Raw genomic sequence first — 17,136 nt, 5'->3', positions numbered from 1 at the left:
CCATTCCGCACCTCATGTCTCTCGCGGTGGGGTTCGAAGGAATGGCTAGGGTTGAAGGATGCTTCTCGCCATCGACACGTCGTCAGGAACCTCGGTGGCGGTGGTCGACCGCGACGGCGGCGTGCTCGCCGAGGTGACCGAGCTCGATACGCGCCGCCACGCCGAGGTCATTGGCGAGTCGATCGCGTTCTGCCTCGATGCGGCTGGCGTCGCTCCGGACGAGCTCAGCGCCGTCGTCGCAGGCATGGGCCCGGGGCCCTTCACCGGGCTGCGGGTCGGCATCGCGGCCGCGCGAGCATTCGCGTTCGGAGCGGGCAAGCCCTGCCTGCCGCTCATCAGCCACGACGCCATCGCGTTCGAGCGGCTCGGAGGGCTGGCCCGGGCGATCAGCGGCGCAGCACCCGAGCCCGCCGCCCCCCTCCTCGTGATCACCGACGCGAGACGCCGCGAGCTGTACTGGAGCGCGTTCAGCGGACTCGACGGCGCCGGGCTGCCGGCGCGGCTGGCAGCACCCGGGCTGGCCCGCCCCGCTGAGATCTTCGACGTCGTCGCCGGATCCTGCGGTTCGGCCTTTGTCGCCGAGGCGACGCGAACCGACCCGACCTCCACTCCCGTGTCGGCCGCCGCCCTTGGCATGCTCGGCGAGGTGCTGTTCGCCGCGGGGCGTCCGTTTGCCCGCGACGAGCCGCTCTACCTCCGCTCGCCCGACGTCACCGTTCCGGGTGCGCCCAAGAGGGTCTCGTGACGAACACCGAACCGGTCTACCGGCGGGCTGTGGCCGACGACCTCGACGCGATCATGGCGCTCGAGACGGCGCTGTTCGTGAACGACGCCTGGAGCCCCGAGCTGATGGCTGCCGAGCTGGCGAATCCGCAGGGCTTCTATCTGATCGCCGAGCAGGGCGGGAGTGTGGTCGGCTACGCCGGGCTGCTCTCGCCGCGGGGCGCACCGGAGTCGGACGTGCAGACGATCGCGGTGGCGCCCGAGGCCCGGCGACAGGGGATCGCTCGCGCCCTGATGAACCGTCTCCTCGCCGAGGCGGTGGAGCGCGGCGCCCGCGAGACGTTCCTCGAGGTGCGCGTCGACAACCCCGGCGCGCAGGCCCTCTACGAGTCGCTCGGCTTCGAGGGGATCGCCGTCCGCCCCCGCTATTACATGCCCGACGGCGTCGACGCCCTCGTGATGAAGAAAGACCTGGAGCAACCCGAATGAGCGCCACCGACCCCCTCGTGCTCGGCATCGAGACGAGCTGCGACGAGACCGGAATCGGCATCGTGCGCGGCCGCTCCCTGCTGGCCAACGTGATCGCGTCGTCGATGGACGAGCACGCGCGCTATGGCGGAGTCGTGCCCGAGATCGCTGCGAGGGCCCACCTCGAAGCACTGCAACCGACGCTCGAGGCCGCGCTCGCCGAAGCCGGCGTCACACTGGACGACCTCGACGCCATCGCGGTGACGAGCGGCCCGGGCCTCGCCGGAGCGCTCATGGTCGGCGTCGGAGCGGCGAAAGCGCTGGCCCTCGGCGCAGGCAAGCCCCTGTACGCCGTCAACCATCTCGTCGGACACGTCGGCGCCGATGTGCTGCGAGACGACGGCAGCGAGATCGAACTCCCCACCATCGCCCTGCTGGTCAGCGGCGGACACACGTCGCTGCTGCACGTGCGCGACCTGCTCGACGACGTCGAACTGCTCGGCGAGACGATCGACGACGCTGCCGGCGAGGCCTTCGACAAGGTCGCGCGCCTGCTCGGGCTGCCCTACCCCGGAGGGCCGCAGATCGATCGGGTGGCGGCCGATGGCGACCCTAAGGCGATCCGGTTTCCGCGCGGGCTCACCCTGCCGAAAGACCTGGCTCAGCACCGCTACGACTTCTCGTTCTCGGGCCTCAAGACGGCGGTCGCAAGGCACGTCGAAAAGCTTCAGAACGCAGGATCCGACGTGCCGACCGCCGACGTCGCCGCCAGTTTCCGAGAGGCCGTCGTCGACGTGCTGCTAACGAAGGCGCTCGCCGCATGCACCGAGCTCGGCGTGCCGCGCCTCCTGCTCGGCGGCGGTGTCGTCGCCAACGCGCGCGTGCGCCAGGTCGCGGCTGAGCGGTGCGCTGCGGCGGGAATCGAACTCAGGATCCCACCGCTCGCCCTCTGCACCGACAACGGCGCCATGATCGCGGCTCTCGGCGCTGAGCTGGCGTCGCGCGGGCGGGCGCCCAGCCCCCTCGGCTTCGGTGCCGACTCGACGTTGCCGGTGACGAGCGCGCAGGCGAGCTGACGCGCGTTGCGTTGTGTTGCGTGCGTGCGTGCGTGCGTGCGTGTGGGGCGGCTAGGGAGCTCGGGGTCGTCTCGGCAATTTGAGAGTGATTTCTGGTCGTCGCCCCGTTTTTCTCCGTGCTTGTGGGAGGCGCCGAACGGATCGCTCTCAAATTGTTGACGATCGGGCCAGGTGAGGCCGGGGCGAGTCAGACCGGAGCTGTCGGCGGTGGCGGAGACTCCTTTTGGGGCCTCCACCCTCTGCCTGGCGGCGGGTACTGTCGGGGATGAACGACCCACGGCCGCGATCACAGACCGGAGCTAGTCACCATGACCGACAACAACTCACACGACCGTCCTTCCGCCGACGACCAGGCGCGGAAAGACTCGGAGCAGCCGCCGAGGTACGAGCCGAACCCGACCTACGGGCAGCAGCCGAGCGGGCAGCAGCCGACGTATGGCCAGCAGCCGACCTACGGCCAGCAGAACGCGCAGCCGCCGGCGTACGGTCAGCAGCCGACTTACGGCCAGCAGCAGTACGGCCAGCAGGCGTATGGCCAGCAGCAGCCGAACCCGTACCAGCCATACGGCCAGCCCGGTTACGACCGTCCGACCACCAACGGGCTTGCGATCGCCTCGCTGATCACGGGCATCGCAGGGCTCGTCTTCATCCCGATTCTGCCGAGCATCGCGGCGATCATCCTCGGTCTGATCGGACGCGGCCAGATCAAGGCGCGTCGGCAGACCGGCAGCGGTCTCGCCCTCACGGGCATCATCCTCGGCATCGTGGGGCTGGTGGTGTGGATCGGCCTGATCATCCTGTTCATCGTGCTCGCCGTCTCGCTGCCCCAGGGAGCAGACGGATTCGACCCATCCACCTACCCGAACACGTGATCCCGACACTCTGGAGGCTCGGGCTGCTCCTCGCCCTCCGCTCCAGGGTGCGTCCGGGCGCGCCGGGCACCCTGCCGGCCACGGCGACACGCGTCATCCTCGGTGTCTGGATCGCTGCGCTGGCCGTGGCGGCGCTCGTCGTCGTGGCGTGCGTCGCCCTGCTCGTCTGGGTTGTCGTCCGGGCCTGAGTGTCGCGCCGCGAGCGAAGGCGCCTCGAGTGGCAGTGCCGCGAGATGGCCGTATCTGCGGCTGTGGTGTCGATTGGCGGGAGATCGGGCCATCTCACGCGGCGTCTGAGCTAGGCGCCGGTGCCGAGATCAGCCGCGACCACGCGCTCGCAGAGCAGCGCCGTGTGTCGGCCCGCCACTCGCGTCAAGATCAGTGTGGCCTCGTTTGCGCCCTTCAGCTGCAGCTTCTTGCGGAACGCCGCCGGGTCGACGTCGACCCCGCGCTTCTTGATCTCGACCCGGCCGATGCCACGTGTCTTGAGCTCCTGGCGCAGGCGCTTCTCGTCGAGCGGGAACGTCTCGATCACGCGGAAGCACTGCGCGAACGGAGTGGCCCGAGCGGTCGCCGACGACAGGTAGGCGATGTCGCGGCTGATCGTATGAGCGTCGAGGGTCCGGGCCAGATCGCCGATCAGGCGTGCCCGGATCACGGCGCCGTCGGGCTCGTAGACGTACTCCGCGAGTTCGGCCACGTCGACGTCGTTCGAGTCTCCGGGGGCCGTCATCTCGGAGGGCCCGTCCGGGCCGAAGACGAGTGCCGCGCGGCCGACGCCCGGGCGAGCCAAAGCGCCGAACCAGACGCCGACCTCCACCACCGAGCGGTCGACCGAGATCCACTGGCATTCGGCATCGGTCGGAAGCAGATCGCGGTCGACGCCGGGGCCGAGCTTCACTCCGGTCGGAAAACGCGAAGCGAAGGCGAACGCGGTGTCGAGTGTCGGAGACCACTGACTCGGATCCTGAATTCGTGACGTGTTGGCGTGGCCGGCCGTCCGGCGCGCAGGATCCAGGAACACGCCGTCCACCCCCGCCAGATCCACCTGTTCGGCGTCACCCAGCTGCACCTCGGCGCCGCTCCACGGGGCGAGGTTGTAGGTCGCGACGGCCGCGGTCACCTCGTCGCGGTCGACGGCCAGCACTCCCAGCTCGAGCGCCGCGAACGCCAGGGCGTCGCCGCCGATGCCGCAGCCGAGGTCGGCCACCCGGGTAACACCCGCCCGGCGGAAGCGGCCCGCGTGGGTGGAGGCGACCGCGAGGCGTGTGGCCTGCTCGAGCCCGGCCTCGGTGAAGAGCATGCGCTCGGCGAAGTCGCCGAACTTGGTACGACCCTTGGCGCGCAGCCGCGACTGGCCGAGCACCGCGGCGACGAGCTCGGGGGAGTGGCCGGCTTTTCGGAGGCGTGCGACCTGCGACACCACGTCCGCTTTCTGGTCGAAGGCGGGCAGCGAATCGAGCAGCCGCAGCCCGTCGGGCGTGAGGAGCTCGCGGAGCTCGGAGGATTCCATGAGTTCATCGTCGCACCTGGCACTCGGATTGACCGAGTGCCAGCCACGCTCTAGAGTTTGTTCTGGCACTCACACGCGTGAAGTGCCAACCAGAGATTTCCAGAGTCACGCCGCTTGTGAGAAAGAAGAGGTCAACCGTGTCGGTCAACATCAAGCCGCTCGAAGATCGCATCGTCATTCGTCAGGTCGACGCCGAGCAGACCACTGCTTCCGGCCTCGTGATCCCCGACACTGCCAAGGAGAAGCCCCAGGAGGGCGAGGTTGTGGCTGTCGGACCGGGTCGCATCGACGACAACGGAAACCGCGTTCCCCTCGACGTCGCCGTCGGCGACAAGGTCATCTACTCGAAGTACGGCGGAACCGAGGTGAAGTACTCGGGTGAAGACCTGCTGGTGCTCTCGGCCCGCGACGTGCTGGCGGTCATCGTCCACTAGGTCGAAGCCCCCTGCGAAGGGCCCCGTCTCACTGGAGACGGGGCCCTTCGTCGTTGGCGCTCCCGTGCCGGGGTGTGGCAGTCCGGAACCCCTCCGATGACGGAGGTCGTCGATAGTCTTTCCCAGTGAAAGACGACATCGGCACCGCCCGTTCCGGCCTGATCTACGCGGTCATCGCCTACGGCCTCTGGGGTGTGCTGCCGGTGTACTTCCTGCTTCTGCGGCCCGCAGGCGCCGTCGAGATCGTGGCGTGGCGGATCCTCTGGTCTCTCGTCTTCTGCGGGGTGCTCCTTGCCGTCACGCGCTCGTTCGGCCGATTCGTCGCCCTGCTGCGCGATCGCAGCATCGCCGGCACATTAGGGCTCGCCGGGGCGTTCATCGTCGTCAACTGGACCACCTTCATCTTCGCGACGCTCTCCGGGCACGTCGTCGAGGCGGCCCTCGGCTACTTCATCAATCCGGTGGTGACGGTGCTGCTGGGCGTGCTGCTGCTGCGCGAACGCCTGCGGGTGCTCCAGTGGGTGGCCGTCGGCATCTCGCTCGTCGCGATCCTGGTGATCGCCATCGGCTACGGCCGGTTCCCGTGGATCTCGCTGATCCTGGCGTTCTCGTTCGGCTTCTACGGGCTGATCAAGAAGAGGGTCGGAGGCCGGGTCGACGCGGTCAGCGGCCTGAGCATCGAGACGCTCGCGCTGGCAGTGCCCGCTGCCGTCGCACTTATCGTCGTGAGTGCGACCGGCTTCACCTCGCAGACCGGCGGCCTCGCGTTCGGCTCGTCGGGCACGCTGCAGACCGTGGCGGTGGTCGGCACGGGCGTGATCACGGCTGTTCCGCTGCTGCTCTTCGCGAGCGCGGCACGGCGGCTACCCCTTTCGACGCTGGGGTTGACGCAGTACATCGCGCCCATCCTCCAGCTGATCGTCGGCGTCGCCCTCCTGCACGAACCGATGACGACCGCTCGGTGGATCGGATTCGCGCTCATCTGGGTGGCCCTCGTCGTGCTCAGCACCGATGCCGTCCGTGCGGCCCGACGCGGTCGACCCGAGCCCGCGGTCGGTACCGCCGCCGACGAACCGCAGAACCACGCAGGTGATTCATCACGAATTGCTAACGAAACCGCAAGGTGACGCCCGCAACACACGGTCGAAACAATCTGCACATAGGTTCTAACCCATTCACACGGTTGGGCCGCGCACCATCGCGCGGCCGCATCACCACCGTCAAGAAAGGGTTCACGGATGATCCGATCCATCACCGCCCTCAAGGGACTAGCCGTCATGGGGGCAGCCTCCATGCTCCTCGTGGGCTGTTCCTCGACAGGGGCAACGCCTTCCAACACGTCGTCAGCGTCGTCGACCGCGAAGGCCGATCCGGCCGCCAGCTGCAAAAAGCCGTCGGCCCCCAGCACTGACGCGATGAAGATCGGCACCATGCTGCCGCTCACGGGTTCGCTCGCGTACCTCGGACCGCCCGCCATCGCCGGCGCCGGGCTCGCTCTCGAAGACATCAACAAGGCCGGCGGCGTCGTCGGCAAGCCCGCCGAGATCTCGACCGCCACCGACTCCGGCGACTCGACCGACCTCACCGTCTCGAGCGCGGCTGCCGCCAAGCTCAAGGCCGCCAAGGTCTCCGTCGTGCTCGGCGCCGAGTCGTCCAGCGTCACGCTGAACGTGGTCGACCAGATCACCGGCAGCTGCACCATCGAGATCTCGCCCGCCAACACGGCGTCGACTCTCTCGGGCTACTCGTCGTACTACTACCGCACCGCACCGCCGGACTCGGTCCAGGGTTCGGCTCTCGGCCAGCTCATCGTCAACGATGGCGCCGCCAAGGTCGCGTTCCTCGTCTTCAACGACTCGTACGGCACCGGCCTCCGCGACTCGACCCAGGCCGCCATCGAGGCAGCCGGCGGCTCGGTCGTCTACGGCGGCAAGGGCAAGAGCCAGGAGTTCCCTCCCGGTCAGACGACCTTCTCGTCCGAGGTGACCGCGGCGCTCGCCGCGAAGCCCGACGCGATCGTCATCCTGGCCTTCGACGAGACCAAGTCGATCGTTCCCGAGCTCGTCTCGCAGGGCGCCAACCTGTCGACCGTCTACATGTCGGACGGCAACACGGCCGACTACTCGAAAGACTTCAAGGCCAAGACCCTCTCGGGCGCCCAGGGCACCATCCCCGGCGCGCAGCCGAACGACAGCCTCAAGAAGCGCCTCAACACCTGGTACAAGACGAACAACGGCAAGGCGCTCAGTGACTACTCGTACGCGGCTGAGTCGTACGACGCGATCATCCTGACCGCTCTCGCCGCCGAAGCCGGCAAGGGCACCGACGCTCCGACGATCCAGTCGAAGATGGCCGCTGTCTCGGGTGCCGACGGTGGTACGAAGTGCACCACCTACGCCGAGTGCAAGAAGCTCCTCGACGCGGGCACGGACATCCAGTACACGGGCCCCTCGGGTATCGGACCGTTCAACAAGAACAACGACCCGTCGAGCGCCTACATCGGCATCTACAAGTTCGACAAAGACAACAAGCCGGTTTACCAGAGCAGCATCCAGGGTGACGTGAAGTAATTCACCACCCCTGACACAGAGGGCCCGGCGGGAGCGATCCTGCCGGGCCCTTTGGCGTGTGCTGCGGGGATCGGCTGCGGGCTGCGGGCTGCGGGCTGCGCTGCGCGGCTGGCTGAGACCCGCCTGGCCGTCAGAAACCCGCACAGCCGGCATGAACAGCACGCCTAGCCGCGGCGTCCGTGCCGATCGGCGAGCGTTCGTGCCGGTCGTGGGGGTTTCAGAGCGGCGGGGGCAGGATCCTGCGGTCCGCCGCTCAGCCAGCCCTCGCGGCGCCTTAACTGCCGAGTGGCGGCATCTGCCGCTTTGGCCGAAGCCGAAGTCGCAGATGCCGCCACTCGGGGCAGGCGGGCGGGGTTACTCGCCGTCGACGTCTTTCGCCAGGGTGCCGAGGTAGAGCTCGATCACCTTCGGGTCGTCGGCCAGCTCGCGACCCGTGCCCGAGTAGGCGTTGCGGCCCTGGTCGAGCACGTAGCCGCGGTCGCAGATCTGCAGGCAGCGGCGGGCGTTCTGCTCGACCATGATCACCGAGACGCCGGCCTTGTTGATGCGACGCGTGCGGATGAACGTCTCGTCTTGACGCACGGGGGAGAGCCCGGCGCTCGGCTCATCGAGCAGCAGCACCTTCGGGTCCATCATCAGGGCTCGTGCCATCGCGACACTCTGACGCTCGCCACCCGACAGCGAGCCGGCGCGCTGGTCGCGACGGTCCCGGAGCACGGGGAAGAGATCGAAGATGACGTCGAGGCGCTCCTCGAACTTCTTCGGGCGGAGGAACATGCCCATCTGGAGGTTCTCGACGATAGTGAGCGACGGGAACACATTGTTCGTCTGCGGAACGAACCCGACACCGGCCTGGACCAGCTTGTTGGCCTTCAGATTGGTGATGTCGCGGCCCGCAAGCGTGACCGACCCGGAGTGGATCTTGACGCCGCCGAACAGCGCCTTGAGCAGCGTCGACTTGCCCGCGCCGTTCGGCCCGATGATGCCGATGAGCTCGCCCGGATAGCAGACGAGGTCGCAGTCGTTCAGGATGTTGACGCCTGGGAGGTAGCCGGCGACGAGGTGCTCAGCGCGCATGATCGGCTCCTGGCCGGCGAACTTCTCCGTGCCCTTGTGGGTGCTGGTGTCGAGGATGCTCATGCTTTGCCTTCCGATGCCTTGCCGTCTGCGCCGTGCTCGGTCTCGGCCCGGGCGGCGTCCTCTTCTTTGACCTCGGCCTCGAGCTCTTCGAGTGAGTCGTCGGTGAGGAGGGAGTCGTCACCGAGGTCGGTGTCGTGGTGGGCGCCGAGGTAGGCGTCGATCACGGCCTGGTTGTCCATCACCGTGTCGGCGGGCCCCTCGGCGACGATCTTGCCCTCGGCCATGACGATGACCCAGTCCGAGATGTGCCGAACCATGTGCATGTCGTGCTCGACGAAGAGGACGGTGGTGCCCTCGTCGCGGAGGCTCTGGATGTGCCCGAGCAGCGACTGCGTCAGCGCGGGGTTCACGCCGGCCATGGGCTCGTCGAGCATGATCATCTCGGGGTCGCTCATGAGCGCCCGAGCCATCTCGAGGAGCTTGCGCTGGCCGCCCGAGAGGCTGCCCGCGTAGTCGTCCTTCTTCTCGTAGAGCTTGAAGCGCTGCAGCAGGTCTTCGGCCTTCGCCTCGATCTCGGCCTCGCGCTTCTTCCAGAGCGGCTTGACGATCGCGATGAAGAAGTTCTCGCCCGGCTGGTCGCGCGCTCCGAGGAGCATGTTCTGCATCACCGTCAGGCGCGAGAGCGCCTTTGTCAGCTGGAACGTGCGAACCATGCCGCTCTTGGCGACCTTCGCGGCGCCGACCGCGCCCATCGCCTTGCCGTCGAAGACCCAGCGGGCGGTGCCCTCGCCCCGGTTGGTGAGCGACGGAGCCGAGTTCGGCTTGTCGAAACCGGTGAGGAGGTTGAAGAACGTGGTCTTACCGGCGCCGTTCGGGCCGATCAGCGCGGTGATGGCGCCGCGCTGCACCTCGACGTGCTGCACATCGACGGCCGTCATGCCCCCGAATTTACGGATCACATTGTCGACGGTGAGGATCGGGTTCGGTTTGGCGGATCCTGGTTCTTCGGAGACGGTCGCGAGCTTCTTGCGAAGTTCGACGCGGTCGTAGTCGTAACCGGGCTTCAGGTTGGTTGTGGTCTCAGACACTGAACGACAGCTCCCTCTTATTACCCAGGATTCCCTGTGGTCTGAAGATGATCAGGCACATAAGTGCGATTCCGACGAGAACGTACGAGAACTGCACGGTCTGCTGGGCTCCCATGATCGAGTCGGGGATGAAATCCTGCGCCAGCGTCTGGATGAGAAGACGCATGACGAAGAACAGGATCGCGCCGAGCACGGGGCCAAAGACGGTCGCCGCACCACCCAGCAGCAGCGCCGTGTAGATGAAGAACGTCGTCGAACGACCGAGGCCGTCCGGCTGCACCGACGACGGCAGCACGTAGATGATTCCGGCGATCGCGCCGATCACACCGCCGAGCACCAGTGCCTGCAGCTTGTAGCTGTAGACGTTCTTGCCCAGGCTGCGCACCGCGTCTTCGTCTTCGCGGATGCCCTTGAGCAGGCGACCCCACGGGCTGCGGGCGAGAGCCCAGATCAGCAGGAGGAAGAGGGCGACGAGGCTCCAGCCGACGATGCGGATCCACCAGCCGTTGACGCCGTTGTTGTCGTACGTGAACCACAGGATGGTGGTGGTGCCGTTCGGCAGGGGCGAGAGGGCGGTGAAGGCGCCGTTGTACGAGTTGCCCGTGATGCCGTTCGACCCGCCGGTGAGATCGGTGAGGATGCTCGAGCGGCCGACCATGCGGATGATCTCGGCGGCCGAGATCGTGACTATCGCGAGATAGTCGCCCCGCAGTTTGAGCGTCGGCAGACCGAGGATGAACGCGAAGACGAGCGCGCAGAGCATGGCGACCAGGACGGCCGCGAAGATCGGCAGACCCCGCTCGACCGCGATGGCGAAGCCGTAGGCGCCCAGCAGCAGGAACGCCGCCTGGCCGATGTTGAGCAGACCCGCGAAACCGAAGTGCACGTTGAGGCCGATCGCCGCGATGGCGAAGGCGGCCGTCGTCGGCGCAAGCGCCTGGACGGTCAGGGATTGGAAGAGATTGACGATGTAGTCCATGAGTTGTCTCCCTTAACCGATGCGCTCGCGGCGGCCGAAGATGCCCTGCGGCCGGAACAGCAGGATGAGGATGAGGATGAGGAGGGCCGTCGCGTACTTGAAGTCACCGGGGAGCACGAGGTTCGTGAGCTCGACGATGATGCCGACGATCATGGAGCCGACCAGGGCACCGAACGCCGTGCCGAGGCCGCCGAGGGTCACCGCGGCGAAGATCAGCAGAAGGATCTGCAGACCGGTCTGCCAGTTGACACCGTTCAGCACGAGGCCGAGCATGACGCCCGAGAGGCCGGCGAGACCGGCGGCGACAGTCCACACGAGGCGGATGATCCGGTCGACGTCGATGCCGGAGGCGGCGGCGAGCGACGGGTTGTCCGAGACCGCGCGGGTGGCACGGCCGGTGCGGGTCTTCAGGAGGAAGAAGCCGGCGCCGGCGAGCACGACGATCGAGATGCCCATTGCGACGTACGACTGGATGGTCAGCGTCACGCCGCCGATCGTCACCGTCTCGGGGTTGGCGGTCGAGATGCGCACCGTGGCCGCGCCGTAGAAGTACTGGAACGCGTACTGCAGGGCGATCGAGAGACCGATGGTGACGATCATGAGCTGCGTCAGGCTGAGCCGCTTCTTGCGCAGCGGCTTCCAGATCAGGGCGTCTTGGAAGAACCCGGTGGCCGCCGAGATCACCACCGTGACGACCGCGGCGAGGATGAGGTTGAGCCCCAGCACGTTCGCGAACGTGTAGGCGAGCAACCCGCCGAGCGTCACCTGCTCGCCGTGGGCGAAGCTCTGGAGGCCGGTGGTGCCGTAGACCAGCGAGAGGCCGATGGCAGCGAGGGCCAGAAGGAGGCCGAGCCGGATCCCGGAGACCGCCTGCTGGGCGAAGCGCTGCCAGGTGACGTCGTTGGTCGCGGCGTTGTCGATCGTTGCGCCCTTCGTGGTCGTCAGCTGGAAGAGCGTTCCGGCCGACGAGCCGAGACTCACCTGGACCTTGCGGTCGTTCGTGCCGGCGTTCGCCAGGAACTGCCCGCTCGGCAGGGTCGACTCGTCGAGCGACACGGTGTAGGTGCCCGCCGTCTTGGCCGGAATCACCCAGCGGCCGACCGCATTCGTCGTGCCGGTGAGGGCATCGCCCGACTCGGGCTTCGCCGAGATGGTGACGCCCTCGGCGGGCTTGCCGTCGCTGGTCTTCAGCGTGCCCTGGATGCACGCGGTCGTTGCATCGGCCACACAGGTCGTGGTCGCCGCCTGCGCCGAGGTCGGCGCGAGCACGAGCGAGGCGAGGCTGGCCAGCAGCCCGAGCATCAGCAGTGATGCCACGACGACCAGCGAGTGGCGGGTGGGGATGCGGGAGCGGGAGCCCGATCGGGTATCAGAACGCGTTCGCAGGGAGCGGGAACTCCGGAGCGGTGGTGTGTTCGTGGGCACGAGAATCACAGAACCTCCTGGACGGCCCAGTCGGACATTTCCCCGAGGGTCTGGCTCGCCGTCGTCGTTGACAGTACTTTCCCTATGTGTCGGCTGTGTTTCCGCGAAAACACGGTAGAGACACAGGAGTCTAAATGGTTCCTAGGCTCATTGCGGTACAGGCGGCTCGTGTCGGCGCTGTTGCGGGTCGGGGGCGGGCCTGCTCCGCTCCGGTCTCGGGAATGATCGCGTGCCTCGCGGGTTAAGATGTATCACCGGTGCTCGACGGCGAAACCGGCCCCCACTGTCGCAGCTTCATTCACTCAAAAGGTGGCTCATGGACCAGCCGGATCCCTTCGGTTTCATCGGACTCACGTACGACGACGTCATGCTCCTGCCCGGGCACACCGACGTCATCCCGTCCGAGGCAGACACCTCGTCGCAATTGACGAAAAGGATCCGGGTGGCGACGCCGCTCCTGTCCGCGGCAATGGACACCGTCACCGAATCCCGCATGGCCATCGCTATGGCGCGCCAGGGCGGTCTCGGCATCATCCACCGCAACCTGTCGATCGCCGACCAGGCGGCCCATGTCGACAAGGTCAAGCGCAGCGAGTCGGGCATGATCACCAACCCGGTCACCACGACGCCCGACGCCACCGTCGCCGACGTCGACGCCCTGTGCGGTCAGTTCCGTGTCTCCGGCCTCCCGGTCATCGAACAAGACGGCACGCTCGTCGGCATCATCACGAACCGAGACATGCGCTTCGTCTCGAAGTTCGAGATGGCCAGCACGCTCGTGCGCGACGTCATGACCAAGGCGCCGCTCATCACCGCGGCCGAGGGCGTCGATCCCGACTCGGCGATCGCGATCTTCGCGCAGCACAAGATCGAGAAGCTGCCCCTCGTCGACGAAGCCGGGCGTCTCCGCGGCCTCATCACGGTCAAAGACTTCGACAAGACCGAGCAGTACCCGAACGCGACCAAAGACGACGCGGGTCGACTTCGCGTCGGTGCGGCGATCGGCTTCTTCGGCGATGCGTGGCAGCGCGCCCAGGCGCTCCGCGACGCGGGCGTCGACGTCCTCGTCGTCGACACCGCCAACGGCGAGAGCTTTGGCGAGCTCGACATGATCAAGCGCATAAAGGCCGACCCGACCTTCGCCGACATCGACGTGATCGGCGGCAACGTCGCAACGCGCTCGGGTGCCCAGGCCCTCATCGACGCCGGCGCCGACGCGATCAAGGTCGGCGTGGGCCCCGGCTCGATCTGCACCACTCGGGTCGTCTCGGGCGTCGGCGTGCCCCAGGTCACCGCCGTCTACGAGGCGTCGCTCGCCGCACGCGAGGCCGGCGTTCCGGTCATCGCCGACGGCGGCCTGCAGTACTCCGGTGACATCGCCAAGGCCCTCGTGGCCGGCGCCGACACCGTCATGCTCGGCTCGCTCCTCGCCGGCTGCGACGAGAGCCCCGGCGAGATGGTGTTCGTAGGTGGCAAGCAGTTCAAGGCCTACCGCGGCATGGGATCCCTCGGAGCCATGCAGACCCGCGGCAAGAACACCTCGTACTCCAAAGACCGCTACTTCCAGGCCGATGTGCCGAGCGACGACAAGCTCATTCCCGAGGGCGTCGAGGGCCAGGTGCCCTACCGTGGCGCGCTCGCCAACGTCGTCTACCAGCTCGCCGGCGGGCTCCGCCAGTCGATGTTCTACGTCGGAGGCCGCACGATCCCCGAGCTGAAGGCCCGCGGCAAGTTCGTGCGCATCACCGCTGCTGGGCTCAAGGAGAGCCACCCGCACGACCTGCAGATGGTCGTGGAGGCGCCGAACTACCGTCGGTAGTCGCCGCGCCTGCGCCGCAATACGTCTGACGGACAACCCGACCTGCCGCGGCAGGTCGAGTTGTCCGTTTCGTGTCTGCCAGGGGTTATCCACAGGGGCGGTGTCGAGCCCCGCCGGAAGGTACGGCGTGGAGCCAGGCTTGGGTTATGAATCGACTCGAGGGTGCCACCGAAATCGTCCGGAGCGGCGTCGACGACCGCGCAACCAGGCGCGCCGTCGAGCGAGGGCTTCTGGTGCGGCTCGCACGGGGCTGCCACGTCCGGGCCGTCGACTGGAGCGCGGCCGATCGAGATGAGCGATTCCGGTTGAGGATCCAGGCGGCACGGCTGGTGACGCGCGGCCGGTTCGTACTCTCGCACGCGGCAGCAGCATATGCCTGGGGTCTGCCCTGGGTCGGCGACTGGCCTCGCCTCGTCGATGTCACCGACCCGGAGCGCAGCACCACTCGATCGACCACGGTGACACGGTGTCACGCGGCGGCCCTCGAGGAGTCGGAGACGGTCTCGTTCGATGGCTTCCTGCTGACGTCGCTGGCACGGACCGTCATCGACGTCGCATTGACCGTGCCGTTTTCGCTCGGGGTGGTCGTCGCGGACGCAGCCTTGAATTCCGGCCACGTGGTCGAGGGCCAGTTCACGGCAGCCCTCGACTCTCGGAGCGCCGCTCGGCGCTTCGTGTCGGCGACGCACGTCGTCCGGTTCGCCGACAGGCTCGCAGGGTCCGCGGCGGAGTCTCTTAGTCGCGTCGGCGTTCACGCCCGCGGCGCACCCCGCCCACTGCTGCAGAAGAAGTTTCACGGTTCCCACGGAGCAACGGCCTTTGGCGATCTCTTCTGGGAGCAGGTGGGAGTGCTCGGCGAATGCGACGGCGATCAGAAATACCTCCAACCGAAGTTCCGGCCGGAGCGCTCGGTGGAACAGGCTCTGCTCGAGGAGAAGAGGCGCGGCGATTGGCTGCAAGCGCTTCCCGAGGTGCGACGGTTGGTGCGCTGGGGCTGGCGCGAAGCCTCGGATCCTGAGCTCCTGTCGCGGCGCCTCGCGCAGGTGGGCGTCCCCTTCGGCCCGCGGCGTCGGCCCGGCGACCCATGGTGACGACGCGTTGCGGACCTGGAGCCCGGCCGCGGCAGGTTGCGGAGTCCGCGATACGTGGGGCGGCAGGCCGGTAGGGTTGACGAGTGACTGAGGTAGAGATCGGCGTCGCCAAGCGCGCCCGCCGCGCATACGCGTTCGACGACATCGCGATCGTTCCGAGCCGCCGCACCCGTGACCCCCGCGACGTCAACCTCGGCTGGTCGATCGACGCGTTCCACTTCGAGACGCCGATCATCGCGGCCCCCATGGACTCCGTGGTGAGCCCCGCGACGGCCATCCGCATCGGTCAGCTCGGCGGCTTGGGCGTGCTCGACCTCGAGGGCGTCTGGACTCGCTACGACGACCCCGAGGCGGTGCTCGCCGAGATCCGCGGCCTGCCCGACGAGATCGCCACCGCCCGCATGCAAGAGATCTATGCGGCACCCATCAGGCCCGAGCTCGTCACGGCGAGGCTCGCCGAGATCCGCGCAGCCGGGGTCCCGGTCGCCGGCGCCCTCAGCCCGCAGCGCACCCAAGACCTCTACCAGACGGTGGTCGACGCCGGTGTCGACCTCTTCGTGATCCGTGGCACGACGGTCTCGGCCGAGCACGTGTCGAAGAACGCCGAGCCGCTCAACCTCAAGAAGTTCATCTACGAACTCGACGTGCCCGTGATCGTGGGCGGTGCCTCCACCTACACGGCGGCGCTGCACCTCATGCGAACGGGTGCGGCCGGCGTCCTCGTCGGGTTCGGCGGGGGAGCAGCCTCGACCACCCGCGCCTCGCTCGGCATTCACGCACCCATGGCGTCGGCGGTTGCGGACGTCGCCGGAGCACGCCGCGACTACCTCGACGAGTCGGGCGGTCGGTACGTGCACGTCATCGCCGACGGCGGTCTCGGCACCTCGGGCGATATCGTCAAGGCCATCGCGATGGGGGCCGACGCCGTCATGCTCGGTGCCGCCCTCGCCCGTGCGACCGACGTGCCGGGTGGCGGTTTCCACTGGGGAGCCGAAGCGCACCACCCCGAACTGCCCCGTGGCCGACGCATGCACGTCGGATCGACGGGCACGCTCGAGAACATCCTGTTCGGCCCGGCGCCGACGACCAACGGCACGGCGAACCTCATGGGAGCCCTCCGCCGCTCCATGGCGACGACCGGCTACAGCGACCTCAAAGAGTTCCAGCGCGTCGAAGTGGTCGTCGCGCCGTACCACCCGCACTAGCCGGGCAGGTCAGGCCGAGCGCGTCTTGAGGCCGTTCGGCTCGCACCGACGAGAAGCGCAGGATCCCGCGGGCCGGGTTCGCTGACAGCGTGCGCGGGGCGACCCGGTGCCGGGAAGCGCCGCCGCCGGATCCTTGTTGACCCTGTGGACAGCCCGGCTCGCCTCGATTTTCGCGACGGTAAGCTGAGACGACTGCCCCCGAGCTTCTGGAGACCAGCCCATGGTTGACGTGCGTCGTGTGAAACTCCCCGGTGTGGGAGTGCTTCACACCTTCATCACCGACGACGGTGGCAAGTGCGGAGTGATCACGCATCGCTCCGGCCACAGCGACCTCATCACGTTCAGCGACGATGCCGACGGCGACAACGTCACGAAGGTGTCGCTGCGTCTGAGCGAAGACGAAGCGCACACCCTCGCCGAGTTGCTCGGCGGCACCCGCATCACCGAGTCGCTGTCGGCGCTCGAGCAGATGCCGGGCCTCAGCATCGACTGGTTCACGGTCGACTACGACGATCACATCGCCGGGCAGCCGCTCGGTGACCTCGCGGCCAAAGGCGTCGTCGGTCTGACCGTCGTCGCGGTCGTGCGCGGTGAGACCGCCAACCCGGCGCCCTCGGGCGACTTCAAGGTGTTCCCGGGCGACACGCTCGTGGTCGCGGGTTCGCCCGAAAAGGTCGCGAAGGCGTTCCACTTCTACCGCAGCGGCGGCATCAAGTCGGCGGCCGGCGTGCCCGCGGGTGGCAGCACGCTCGTCGACGGCGGTTCGTCGCTCGACTCCCCGCCGGGGGTCTAA

General features: G+C 67.9%; 17 protein-coding genes. 12 read left to right on the top strand and 5 right to left on the bottom strand.

Annotation, left to right across the window (positions count from 1 at the left end; genetic code table 11):
* Positions 1-58: 58 nt before the first annotated feature.
* The 5 genes from tsaB (at position 59) to EDF39_RS00275 (ending at position 3,327) form a co-directional block, all read left to right on the top strand.
* Entirely contained in the window at positions 59-745 is a 687-nt protein-coding gene (tsaB, locus tag EDF39_RS00295; protein WP_123939560.1) for a tRNA (adenosine(37)-N6)-threonylcarbamoyltransferase complex dimerization subunit type 1 TsaB, read from the top strand.
* Positions 742-1,212, top strand: coding sequence for a ribosomal protein S18-alanine N-acetyltransferase (gene rimI, locus EDF39_RS00290; protein WP_370275124.1), 471 nt, complete (start codon positions 742-744; stop codon positions 1,210-1,212). Before tsaB ends, rimI begins: the two co-directional genes overlap by 4 nt.
* Positions 1,209-2,267 carry a tRNA (adenosine(37)-N6)-threonylcarbamoyltransferase complex transferase subunit TsaD gene (gene tsaD, locus EDF39_RS00285; protein ID WP_123939558.1) on the top strand — a complete coding sequence of 353 codons (1,059 nt, stop codon included), beginning with the start codon at positions 1,209-1,211 and terminating at the stop codon, positions 2,265-2,267. Before rimI ends, tsaD begins: the two co-directional genes overlap by 4 nt.
* A gap of 308 nt (positions 2,268-2,575) precedes the next feature.
* Positions 2,576-3,139 carry a DUF4190 domain-containing protein gene (locus EDF39_RS17815; RefSeq protein ID WP_123939556.1) on the top strand — a complete coding sequence of 188 codons (564 nt, stop codon included), beginning with the start codon at positions 2,576-2,578 and terminating at the stop codon, positions 3,137-3,139.
* The gene (locus EDF39_RS00275) at positions 3,136-3,327 is read left to right on the top strand and encodes a hypothetical protein (RefSeq protein ID WP_123939554.1); all 192 of its coding nucleotides are present in this window, start codon (positions 3,136-3,138) and stop codon (positions 3,325-3,327) included. Before EDF39_RS17815 ends, EDF39_RS00275 begins: the two co-directional genes overlap by 4 nt.
* A 110-nt stretch (positions 3,328-3,437) precedes the next feature.
* Here the strand turns inward: EDF39_RS00275 and EDF39_RS00270 are convergent, their stop codons facing one another.
* A complete protein-coding gene (locus tag EDF39_RS00270) occupies positions 3,438-4,652 on the bottom strand; it encodes a class I SAM-dependent methyltransferase (protein ID WP_123939552.1) in 1,215 nt (404 codons plus the stop codon).
* Positions 4,653-4,789: 137 nt separating this feature from the next.
* Here EDF39_RS00270 and groES point away from each other — a divergent pair, with 137 nt between their 5' ends.
* The 3 genes from groES to EDF39_RS00255 all read left to right on the top strand — a co-directional run bounded on the left by groES (position 4,790) and on the right by EDF39_RS00255 (position 7,656).
* Complete coding sequence (groES, locus tag EDF39_RS00265) at positions 4,790-5,086, top strand: co-chaperone GroES (RefSeq protein ID WP_055965070.1); 297 nt, start codon at positions 4,790-4,792, stop codon at positions 5,084-5,086.
* A 125-nt stretch (positions 5,087-5,211) separates the two neighbouring features.
* Positions 5,212-6,213: an EamA family transporter RarD gene (gene rarD, locus EDF39_RS00260; RefSeq protein WP_123939550.1), complete on the top strand. Its 1,002-nt coding sequence runs from the start codon at positions 5,212-5,214 to the stop codon at positions 6,211-6,213.
* A gap of 111 nt (positions 6,214-6,324) precedes the next feature.
* Positions 6,325-7,656 (top strand): ABC transporter substrate-binding protein, encoded by a 1,332-nt coding sequence (locus EDF39_RS00255; RefSeq protein WP_123939548.1) that lies wholly within the window; start codon positions 6,325-6,327, stop codon positions 7,654-7,656.
* Positions 7,657-8,010: 354 nt separating this feature from the next.
* On the opposite strand, the gene EDF39_RS00250 is transcribed toward EDF39_RS00255, so the two are convergent.
* From EDF39_RS00250 to EDF39_RS00235, 4 genes are read right to left on the bottom strand one after another with little or no spacing between them, the layout of a single operon-like run.
* Positions 8,011-8,733 (bottom strand): ABC transporter ATP-binding protein, encoded by a 723-nt coding sequence (locus tag EDF39_RS00250; protein ID WP_370275166.1) that lies wholly within the window; start codon positions 8,731-8,733, stop codon positions 8,011-8,013.
* 59 nt (positions 8,734-8,792) lie between these two features.
* Positions 8,793-9,824, bottom strand: coding sequence for an ABC transporter ATP-binding protein (locus tag EDF39_RS00245; RefSeq protein ID WP_123939546.1), 1,032 nt, complete (start codon positions 9,822-9,824; stop codon positions 8,793-8,795).
* Positions 9,817-10,803, bottom strand: coding sequence for a branched-chain amino acid ABC transporter permease (locus EDF39_RS00240; RefSeq protein WP_055965080.1), 987 nt, complete (start codon positions 10,801-10,803; stop codon positions 9,817-9,819). Before EDF39_RS00240 ends, EDF39_RS00245 begins: the two co-directional genes overlap by 8 nt.
* A gap of 12 nt (positions 10,804-10,815) precedes the next feature.
* Positions 10,816-12,120 carry a branched-chain amino acid ABC transporter permease gene (locus EDF39_RS00235; protein WP_233572913.1) on the bottom strand — a complete coding sequence of 435 codons (1,305 nt, stop codon included), beginning with the start codon at positions 12,118-12,120 and terminating at the stop codon, positions 10,816-10,818.
* Between the two features lie 424 nt (positions 12,121-12,544).
* Between EDF39_RS00235 and guaB the strand changes: the two genes are divergently transcribed.
* From guaB to EDF39_RS00215, 4 genes are all read left to right on the top strand, one after another.
* Complete coding sequence (guaB, locus tag EDF39_RS00230) at positions 12,545-14,047, top strand: IMP dehydrogenase (RefSeq protein ID WP_055965083.1); 1,503 nt, start codon at positions 12,545-12,547, stop codon at positions 14,045-14,047.
* A 146-nt stretch (positions 14,048-14,193) separates the two neighbouring features.
* Positions 14,194-15,138 carry a type IV toxin-antitoxin system AbiEi family antitoxin domain-containing protein gene (locus tag EDF39_RS00225; protein WP_123939544.1) on the top strand — a complete coding sequence of 315 codons (945 nt, stop codon included), beginning with the start codon at positions 14,194-14,196 and terminating at the stop codon, positions 15,136-15,138.
* 83 nt (positions 15,139-15,221) lie between these two features.
* On the top strand, positions 15,222-16,343 hold the full coding sequence (locus tag EDF39_RS00220; protein ID WP_055965089.1) for a GuaB3 family IMP dehydrogenase-related protein: 1,122 nt from the start codon (positions 15,222-15,224) through the stop codon (positions 16,341-16,343).
* 253 nt (positions 16,344-16,596) lie between these two features.
* Positions 16,597-17,136 (top strand): cation:proton antiporter regulatory subunit, encoded by a 540-nt coding sequence (locus EDF39_RS00215; RefSeq protein WP_233572912.1) that lies wholly within the window; start codon positions 16,597-16,599, stop codon positions 17,134-17,136.

The organism is Frondihabitans sp. PhB161, assembly GCF_003814635.1.
In the GTDB taxonomy this organism is placed as follows: Bacteria; Actinomycetota; Actinomycetes; order Actinomycetales; family Microbacteriaceae; genus Frondihabitans.
Note: the sequence above shows the minus strand (reverse complement) of the source record. Positions and strands in the feature narration are given on the sequence as shown.